A 9,065-nucleotide genomic window follows, 5' to 3' on the forward strand; every position below is an offset into this window, starting at 1 on the left:
TTATTATGTCAATAATTTTCATGTATTGAACAAAATTAAAGCGGGAACTGCGGGGTCAGACAGGTTTTTGGCATAAAAAAAGGCTGCGCCTCGAAAGGAGCAGCCTGTTTAAACACGTTGCGGTTACAGCGTGTGGATATCGATGCCGTCGCCGATATTACTTTTCTGATAGTAAGCCCGCGGGACTTCTACCTGATACTGTTTGTCAGCGTAAGCGACTTCCAGAATAAAACGTTCGTTTTCATAGGATTCAACCGGAATAAAACCGAAGAATCCTTCCGTTACGCTGATGGTCCGGGTAGACGGAATAGCATAACGATGAACAATCCTTGCTCTGAGCGGCTGCTGCCTGCCGGTTAACGTGTTCCATACGCGGTTAACGGGTTGCGCCAGAGAAACCATCACCTCTGAGGCCAGCGAGTTAAGAGCCGAGGGCCAGCTCTCAGGTTTTTTCATAGTCATGATAAATACCTCGTTGGTCTATATAACCCAATTCTTATAATTATCTGCCGCTAAGATCCAATCATTTTTTACGCTAAGCTTAGTCAGCGTTTGTAAGTGTTTGATTTAACCGGCAACGGTTTTGCGTCTTTTGCCGGATTTGCGTTCTGCTAGCAATAACGGGCAGGAAGGGCACATGGCATGGTCTTCCAGATCGTAGCGCAGGCAGCACTGTTTACGGTACTGCGGACTGTCAGGATCAGAAGGATCTTCAGCACGCAGTGGCTGAAATAACGGATTTTTACCGCCATAACGCAGCTCGCGCGATTCCATCAGGCGCATGCCGTCTGAGATATCCGCACCGACCAGCTCTGCCTGCTTAACGCCCCAGCCGACACGGATCGCCGCATTGCTCCAGTAAATCCCCGGTTTCAGGCCGGAGAATTCCGCCAGCGCTTCGCAAACGGGGCGCAATTGCTGCTCGATCATCACATCAAAGCGCGCCATCGGTTCTGCGGATATCAGGGCTTCACCTTCACCGTCGAGATAAATCTGTGCCGGTAATCCTTCTTCCTGCATGCACAGGTAGACATTGTCGGCGGCGATAGGTAACTGCCAGCCGTGACGCAGGGAGACAATCACCCAGGCTGGCAACAGGGTGGCAAAATACCATTGCGACCACATTGAAATCCGCGCCCGGCGCTTATCGCACTGCGCGGCATCGGCCGCATTGGCGTCCAGATAACGTTTAAGCACGCTGGCGCAGCCTTCTGCGGTGGTCAGTCGCAACATAGGCACCGCATTGGTCACCAGAGGCGACATGGGTTTGAACGTTTCTGCCACCCAGCTGACCGGCGTTTCGCGGAAACTGTCGAGGAGTGTTTGCATCATTACGCTATGAAAGTCATTCGGCTCGATAAATCATAGGAATAGAGTAACGAATATTAAAGCGGAATAGTAATGATTTCGATTTAGATTCCTTCTCCCGGTGAAGAGAAATGACGGGAGAAGGTTTTGCAGCCAATGCGGTCAGTTCAACACACCCGCTTTCTGCAAAATCTCACGGACAACCTTTTGCTTCTCATTGCTCAGCGGCAGAGCCGGTTTGAGTGAATACACCGGTATTTCACTGATGACCTGAGAGATGGCGTATTTGATGACGTTGTAGATCGGCGTATCCAGTGTATAAAGCGGCGGCAGGAAAGATAACCGCTGTTGCAGTTCCACGGCGGTGGCGAAATCTTTCTCTTTACAGGCGCGGTAAATCCCGCAGGTGAGTTGCGGGGCAAAATTGGCGCTGGCGGGAATAGCACCGTCGCCGCCCAGTATCAGCGTGCCAAAAAGATATTCGTCATAACCGGAGAATACGGCGAAATCAGGGCGATGGGGTTTCACGGCCTGAATCGTTTCGCGGATATGGTTCAGGCTGTCCACGGTGTCCTTCAGGCCGGCAATGTTCGGACACTCCAGCGCCAGACGTGTGATCAGGCTGACAGGCAGCGGCTGACCGGTCAGTCCCGGATAGTTGTACATGATCACCGGCAAACCGGCACCTTCAGCAATCGTGCGGTAATGCAGATACAGCGCATCTTCGGTTACCGGGTTGTAGTAGGGATTCACCACCACGACGCCGTCGGCACCGACGCTTTTCGCGTGCTGTGCGAACGCCAGCGTTTCTGCCGTGCCCGGATGCGCCGCGCCAATCAATACCGGTACGCGCCCGCCAACATGTTCCGTGCAAAACTCCGCCACTTCATGACGCAGCGCCTGAGACATATGCGCGAATTCTCCCGCGCTGCCGAGGAAAAACAGGCCGTTTACGCCGCCTTCAATAGCAAAATCAATCAGACGCGCCATCCCCGGTCGGTCAAGCTGCTCATTCTCATTGAGGATCGTTGCGACAGGGGGGATCACGCCATGAAACAGTGGGCTGGTCATACATTCGTTCTCCATATGAAAGGGTAAAGTACTCACCCATTCATTTATAGAACGCTGTTTCAAATATTTATAGCGATGGGATCGAATTACAATGATTTAGCCAATATCTGGAAGGGAAGTCACAAAGATGGCAGTAACTCCCTCCCCCTTCGCTTTGGGGGAGGAGCAAGGCAAAACCGACTTGCGGTGCAGAGTGAAACCAGACCTACATCACCAGTGCTTGTCCGTCTTTACGGGATTCGGTGCCAGCCAGATAACCGCCTGCCGGATTAGTGACAATCACCTGCGCGCCGCCAAATGAATGGCCGCCGAGCGGGTCTTCAACGATCAGTTCATGGCCCATAGCGCGCAGTGCCGCCAGCGTATTGTGGTTAAACGTTGATTCAATCGCCACCTGGCGGCCGCCGTTGATGCGCCAGCGCGGCGCATCAATAGCCGCCTGCGGATTTTGCTTATACAGCATCACGCGCAGCGCCAGTTGCAGATGCCCCTGCGCCTGCATCGGGCCGCCCATCAGGCCGAACGACATCAGCGGTTTTCCCGCAGCGTCCTGTGCGAAGGCCGGAATAATAGTATGCAATGTGCGTTTGTCCGGCGCGACGCAGTTGGCGTGGGTCGGGTCGAGGGTGAAACCGCAACCACGGTTTTGCAGGCTGATGCCGGTACCCGGCACCACAATGCCGGAACCAAAGCCCATGTAATTTGACTGAATGAAAGACACCATCATGCCGCTGGCATCCGCGGCGGTCAGATATACGGTGCCACCCGGACGCGGCGCGCCGTAGGTCACGTCACTGGCTTTTGTGCGGTCAATCAGTTTTGCCCGTTCTGCCAGATAATCATCGTTCAGGAACAGTTGCGGATCGAAGAACATATGGTCGCTGTCGGTGACATGCTGATCCAGATCTGCCAGTGCCAGTTTCATCGCTTCAATGCACAGATGCGTGGTTTCCACTGAATCCACCGGCTGGCTGCCGACATTCAGCTTGTCGAGAATGCCCAGTGCAATCAGCGTGGCGATGCCCTGACCGTTCGGCGGCAGTTCATGAACCGAACCACCCGCAAAGGATTGCTGCAGGGTTTCTACCCAGTCGGCCTGGTGGTTCGCCAGATCGTCCAGCGTCATCGCACCGCCGTTAGCCTGACAGTGCGCTACCATTTTTTCGGCCAGTTCACCGCGATAAAACGCTTCACCTTCGGTGTTAGCGATCAGTTCCAGCGAGTCGGCCAGTGCCGGATTACGGAAGATTTCCCCGATTTTTGGCGCACGTCCGTCTGGGGCGAAACATTCCATAAAGCCTGGCTGGTTATGCAGTTTTTTCACCGCGATCTCCCACAGGCGACCAATCAGCGGCGATACCGGAAAACCGTTGCGGGCATAATCAATCGCCGGTTGTGCCAGTGTGGACAGCGGCAGGGTGCCGAAGCGTTTTGCCAGTGCCACCCAGCCGGAGACGGCGCCCGGTACGGTGACCGCATCCCAGCCATAGGTCGGTACGGCGTCTAACCCTTTGGCGGCGAAATATTCCGGCGTCCACGCCGCCGGTGAACGGCCTGATGCATTAAGTCCGTGGGCTTTTTTGCCGTCCCAGACGATCGCGAATGCGTCGCTGCCTGCGCCGTTGCCGCTGGGTTCGAGCACGGTGAGTGCGATGGCGGTGGCGATGGCCGCGTCGGCGGCGTTTCCGCCCAGCATCAGCATTTTCATGCCCGCCTGGGCGGCCAGCGGCTGTGATGCGCAGACCGCATTGTCGCCCATCATGGTCGGACGCAGGGTCGGATAAGCCACGTTAAAATCGTAATTCTCAGACATGTATTCTTCCTTAAAAAAGCAGCAAACGGTTTATTCGGAACGCGGGTCGAGCGCATCACGCAGCCCGTCACCCAGCAAATTGAAACCCTGTACAGTGAGGAAAATCGCCAGACCGGGGAAAATCGACATCCATGGCGACTGCTCAAGGAAGCTGCGCGCCGTGTTGAGCATCGCACCCCACGAGGCGTCCGGCGGTTGCTGGCCGAGGCCGAGGAACGACAGGCTGGCTTCGGTGATGATCGCCGAAGCAATCGCCAGCGTCGCCTGCACCAGGATCGGCGATAACACATTCGGCAGCACATAGCGCCAGAGGATCCAGCGGTCGGGCAGGCCGATTGCCCGCGCCCCTTCAATATATTCTTCGTTGCGGATACTCATTACCTGCGCTCGGGTCAGGCGGGCGAAAATCGGCATGGCAGAAAGCCCGATGGCGATCATCGCATTGCCAAGGCTCGGGCCGAGAAATGCCCCCAGCGCAATCGCCAGCACCAGAAACGGACACGACAGCAACGCTTCAACCACACGGGAAATAATGCTGTCCAGCCAGCCCTGCCAGAAACCGGCGAGAAGCCCCAGCGGAACGCCGATCACAATCGCGATAATCACCGACACACAACCGGCCATCAGCGAGGTGCGGGCTCCCCAAAACAGGCGCGATAAAATGTCACGCCCCAGTTCATCGGTGCCCAGCCAGTGCAGAGCGGAAGGGGCTTTACGCACGGCCATAAAATCCGCTTTGATCGGGTCAAACGGCGAAATCCACGGGGCGAGCAACGCCATTATCGCGAACATTGCGACCAGCACCGCGCCGGTCACCGCGCTTTTGTTGCGCAGGAATTTGCGCAGCACGCGGTTCGGTTCGCGGGCAGGGAGTGACGTTGTCACGGAAATCACAGAAGCGCTCATCTCAGGCTCTCCGCATGCGGGGGTTGACCAGCACGTACAGCACGTCGGCCAGCAGATTCATCAGCAGAAAACCGACCGCGACCACCATCACCACGCCCTGAACCACGGCGTAATCGCGATTGAACACTGAATCAACGATCATTTTGCCAAAGCCCGGAATAGTGAAAACCTGCTCGCTGAGCACCGCGCCGCCCAGCAGTTCGCCGAACAGCAGCGTGGTGAGCGTGATGACCGGCACCAGCGCATTGCGCAGCGCGTGTTTCATGATCACCTTTTTCGGCAGCAGGCCTTTGGCACGGGCAGTGCGGATGTAATCGGCTTTCAGCACCGCAATCATCGCCGCACGTGTGTGGCGCATCAGGGTGGCAGAAAGCCCGGTACCGAGCACCGCCGCAGGCAGCAGCATGGTTTTCAGGTTTTGCAGCGGATCTTCTGAGAATGGCACGTAACCGGACGCCGGAAGCCAGTGCAGTTTCACCGAGAACAGCATAATCAGCAGCACACCCAGCCAGAAATGAGGGATCGAAATTCCCGACAGCGCCAGAAAATTGGTACCGTTATCTATCCATGTGCCTTTATGAACTGCCGCGAGCACGCCCATGGTGATGCCGATAATCAGCGCCACGATCATTGCCAGCAGCGACAGTTCCAGCGTGACCGGCAGTTTGCTGGCGATCAGTTGTAATACCGGTTCCTGCGTGCGCAGCGAGGTGCCGAAATCGCCGCGCAGCGCGTTGCCGACCCAGTGGAAATACTGGCTGGGGATCGGGTCATTAAGATGATATTGCTCGCGTAACTGCGCAATCACTGCCGGATCCCGCTCCTCACCGGCCATCGCGGTGATCGGGTCGCCGGGCAGTAATTTCTGCAACGAGAACACCATCAGCGTAACCAGAAACAGTGTCGGTATGGCTGAAATCAGCCGTTTCATCACCAGTTCTAACATCGTCTATCCCCAGTCAATTATTTGTTCAGTGTCAGACCCCGTAACCGGATCAGGCCGTCGGCGTAAGGCACAAAACCGCTGACTTTTTTACTCATGCCGAAAATACGCGGTTCGAAGTACAGGTATAACAGCGGGTCGTCGATGTTTTCCTGCTCAACCACCTGTTTGTACAGTGCCTTACGTTTTTCCACATCGCTGGTCAGACGCGCTTCCTGTAACCACTGATCGACCTGCGGATTACTGTATTTGCCGTCGTTCAGGCCGCCTTGGGTATGGATGAATGAGAAAATATTGCCATCAGGATCCGGACGTCCTGACCAGCCGGACATGCTCATTTTGAATTCACCGCGTTGCTGGCGATCAAGCAGCGTGGCGTACTCCGTCATTTGCAGATTCAGGTTAATGCCCGCTTCGCTGACCATCGCCTGAAGTACCTGCGCAACCTGCTGTGACGTCGGGTTGTTGGCGACCAGGAAATCGATAGTCATTGGGGTTTTTACGCCGGCTTGTGCCAGCAGCGCTTTGGCTTTTTCGATATCGCGTTTGGGCACCGGAATGTCAGCGTGATACGGGCTGGCAGGCGAGAAGGCCTGATTCGCCGGGGTGTATTGCCCCTGGAAGACCACCTGGTTCAGTGCGTCGCGGTCAATCGCCAGCGACAGTGCCTGACGCACGCGGGCATCTTTCGCCAGCGGCGTATTGGTGTTGGCGGTGCCGTTGGCGATATTGATCGTCAGCCCCATGTACCCGAGGCCGGTGGTGCTCGCCAGTTGCAAATTGCTGTCGGCTTTGACCGTTGCGGTGTCGCTGGCAGCAATGCCTTCGGTAATATCCAGATCGCCTGCACGCAGGTTGGCTAAGCGTACTGACGCATCCGGAATCGGCAGAAACACCACTTTATCAAAGTGATACGCGCCTTTGTTCCAGTAGTTATCAAAGCGTTTGAGCACAATGCGGTCCTGCTGAACGCGGCTGACAAATTCATACGGACCGGAACAGACCGGGTGCGCCGCCACGTTGCCTTTGGCAGTGGCCGCAGGGGCCAGAATGGTGCCCGCGCGGTCGGTCAGTTGCATCAGCAGCGCAGCGTCCGCCGTTTTCAGGTGGAAAACCACGGTGTACGGCGCGGTGACGTCGACGGATTCAACAGATGACAACTCACTTTTACGCAGGGAACCCGGCAGCGTCAGGTAGCGTTCGATGTTGTATTTCACCGACTGTGCATCAAATTTCTCGCCATCATGGAAGGTCACGCCTTCGCGCAAATTCATGGTCAGCGTTTTGCCGTCCTCGCTGTATGACCAGTCTTTCGCCAGGCCCGGCACGATTTTAAGGTGTTGATCGACATCCACCAGACGCTCACACATGGCGCTGAACACGAAACGTCCGTAATAGGTGCGCGCCGTGGCCGGATCCAGCATGTCAGGATCGCTGCCAAGGCCGACGCGCAGGGTGCTTTCTGCGTGGGCAAGGCCCGCAGACGTCAGCAACATTAAGGCCGGAATGCAGGCAGTTAAGCGGGGTGCATATCTCATGGTCGGGTTCCCTGGGTTGATGTTGGGGTGGAAAGTGAAAGCCGGGACTGGCTTGCCTGTTCAAACAGCGCACGCCGTAAGGTAAATGCAGCGGACGGCGACGGAATCAGCACCGAGGTGCGATCCCGTTGCAGTTCGCTCCAGCGGTGGCAGGCCACCATGCGGTTGTCACTGACAGTTTCAAGTTGCGGCTCCACCTGCCGACATGCGTCGGTGGCATAGGCGCAACGGGTATGGAAACGGCAGCCGGAAGGCATATTGGCCGGATTGGGCATGTCGCCCTGCAGCACCGGCACCGGCCGTTTAACGCCGGGCGTGAGCAGCGGCGCGGACGCGATCAGCGCCTGGGTATACGGATGCAGCGGCTGATCAAAAATGTCATCGGTGCTGGCCAGTTCGACGATTTGCCCGAGGTACATCACCGCTACGCGGTCGCTCATATGGCGGATCACGGCCAGACCGTGTGCGACGATAATCATCGTCAGCCCGAACTGTTGTTTCAGGCTTTCCAGCAGATTGACCACCTGCGCCTGCACCGACACATCGAGCGCCGACACCGGTTCATCTCCCAGCAGCAGTTTCGGCGAGGACGCCAGCGCGCGGGCGATACCGATGCGCTGGCGCTGGCCGCCGGAAAACTCATGGGGATAGCGGTTACTGAAAGCGGATGGCAGGCCGACGGTGGTCAGCAGTTCACGTACTTTCGCCTGCCTGTCCGCTTTACCCCTGACAATGTTGTGCAGCCACAGCGGCTCGCCAACGATCTCTTCCACGGTCATGCGCGGGTTGAGTGAGGCAAACGGATCCTGAAAGATGATTTGCAGGTCGCGGCGCAGTTTTTTCATCTGGTCAGCGGAAAACTGTTTCAGGTTTTCGCCTTCGTAGAATACGTCACCGTCAGAGGCGCTGAGCAGTTGCAACAACAGCCGGCCCAGTGTCGATTTTCCTGAGCCGGATTCGCCGACAATCGCCAGCGTTTCGCCGTGCCAGACGCGTAAGGACACACGATCGACTGCCTGCACGATTTTCGGTGTGCTGAATAATGATGACGGGCCTTTAAAGACTTTGCTCAGTCCGGCGGCTTCCAGAATGGGGCGGGGGGCGAGGCTCATGCGCAGGCTCCTTCGGCGGACAACGTGAAATGGTTTTCCAGCGGTGCGAAGAAACAGGCGACGTGATGCGGCGACTGATTCAGGGCGCGCAACGGCGGGCGCTCCCGGTGGCAGCGTTCGGCGGCAAACGGACAGCGCGTTGAAAAACGGCATCCCTGCGGCATGTCTTTGGGTAACGGCACGGCACCGGGGATGGTGGAAAGTGCACCCTGACGTGAGGCCAGCGATGGCATTGACCCCATCAGTCCTGACCCGCTCCCCGTATGTGATCCATTCATAATCAGGAATAACCGGCTTCATGTTGGTTGTGTATTCTGGCAACCGGCAGACTTCTCAGCAAATTCTGACGGGGTCATCCAGCCCAGCGCAGAATG

8 protein-coding genes and 1 pseudogene are annotated in these 9,065 nt (G+C 56.7%); all 9 read right to left on the minus strand.

All coding sequences use genetic code 11. From position 1 onward, the window contains the following. Window positions 1–123 precede the first annotated feature (123 nt). Window positions 124–462: a hypothetical protein gene (locus J1785_RS06650; protein WP_129951431.1), complete on the minus strand. Its 339-nt coding sequence runs from the start codon at window positions 460–462 to the stop codon at window positions 124–126. A 105-nt stretch (window positions 463–567) separates the two neighbouring features. Continuing rightward, window positions 568–1,332, minus strand: a complete 765-nt coding sequence (gene fhuF, locus J1785_RS06655) for a siderophore-iron reductase FhuF (RefSeq protein ID WP_217138729.1) — start codon at window positions 1,330–1,332, stop codon at window positions 568–570. A 138-nt stretch (window positions 1,333–1,470) separates the two neighbouring features. Then, on the minus strand, window positions 1,471–2,379 hold the full coding sequence (locus J1785_RS06660; RefSeq protein ID WP_129951429.1) for a dihydrodipicolinate synthase family protein: 909 nt from the start codon (window positions 2,377–2,379) through the stop codon (window positions 1,471–1,473). A 205-nt stretch (window positions 2,380–2,584) separates the two neighbouring features. Then, window positions 2,585–4,192: a gamma-glutamyltransferase family protein gene (locus J1785_RS06665; RefSeq protein ID WP_217219076.1), complete on the minus strand. Its 1,608-nt coding sequence runs from the start codon at window positions 4,190–4,192 to the stop codon at window positions 2,585–2,587. 30 nt (window positions 4,193–4,222) lie between these two features. Continuing rightward, a complete protein-coding gene (locus J1785_RS06670) occupies window positions 4,223–5,098 on the minus strand; it encodes an ABC transporter permease (RefSeq protein ID WP_217219077.1) in 876 nt (291 codons plus the stop codon). Between the two features lies 1 nt (window position 5,099). Further along, window positions 5,100–6,044 (minus strand): ABC transporter permease, encoded by a 945-nt coding sequence (locus J1785_RS06675; protein WP_129990635.1) that lies wholly within the window; start codon window positions 6,042–6,044, stop codon window positions 5,100–5,102. A gap of 17 nt (window positions 6,045–6,061) precedes the next feature. Next, window positions 6,062–7,579 carry an ABC transporter substrate-binding protein gene (locus tag J1785_RS06680; protein ID WP_217219078.1) on the minus strand — a complete coding sequence of 506 codons (1,518 nt, stop codon included), beginning with the start codon at window positions 7,577–7,579 and terminating at the stop codon, window positions 6,062–6,064. After that, the gene (locus tag J1785_RS06685; protein ID WP_129990637.1) at window positions 7,576–8,691 is read right to left on the minus strand and encodes an ABC transporter ATP-binding protein; all 1,116 of its coding nucleotides are present in this window, start codon (window positions 8,689–8,691) and stop codon (window positions 7,576–7,578) included. The genes J1785_RS06680 and J1785_RS06685 overlap by 4 nt, the downstream gene beginning before the upstream one ends. Further along, a pseudogene (locus J1785_RS06690) lies at window positions 8,688–8,939 on the minus strand (oligopeptide/dipeptide ABC transporter ATP-binding protein); the annotation flags it as partial. The gene J1785_RS06685 and the pseudogene J1785_RS06690, both read right to left, overlap by 4 nt. Between the last annotated feature and the right edge of the window lie 126 nt (window positions 8,940–9,065).

It is taken from the genome of Rahnella perminowiae (assembly GCF_019049755.1).
In the GTDB taxonomy this organism is placed as follows: domain Bacteria; phylum Pseudomonadota; class Gammaproteobacteria; order Enterobacterales; family Enterobacteriaceae; genus Rahnella; species Rahnella perminowiae.

Bases quoted from the DNA above. Each gene is read 5' to 3' on its own strand.
- J1785_RS06675 (WP_129990635.1), bottom strand. From the start codon at position 6,044: ATGTTAGAACTGGTGATGAAACGGCTGATTTCAGCCATACCGACACTG.
- fhuF (WP_217138729.1), bottom strand. From the start codon at position 1,332: ATGATGCAAACACTCCTCGACAGTTTCCGCGAAACGCCGGTCAGCTGG.
- J1785_RS06670 (WP_217219077.1), bottom strand. From the start codon at position 5,098: ATGAGCGCTTCTGTGATTTCCGTGACAACGTCACTCCCTGCCCGCGAA.
- J1785_RS06685 (WP_129990637.1), bottom strand. From the start codon at position 8,691: ATGAGCCTCGCCCCCCGCCCCATTCTGGAAGCCGCCGGACTGAGCAAA.
- J1785_RS06650 (WP_129951431.1), bottom strand. From the start codon at position 462: ATGACTATGAAAAAACCTGAGAGCTGGCCCTCGGCTCTTAACTCGCTG.
- J1785_RS06660 (WP_129951429.1), bottom strand. From the start codon at position 2,379: ATGACCAGCCCACTGTTTCATGGCGTGATCCCCCCTGTCGCAACGATC.
- J1785_RS06665 (WP_217219076.1), bottom strand. From the start codon at position 4,192: ATGTCTGAGAATTACGATTTTAACGTGGCTTATCCGACCCTGCGTCCG.
- J1785_RS06680 (WP_217219078.1), bottom strand. From the start codon at position 7,579: ATGAGATATGCACCCCGCTTAACTGCCTGCATTCCGGCCTTAATGTTG.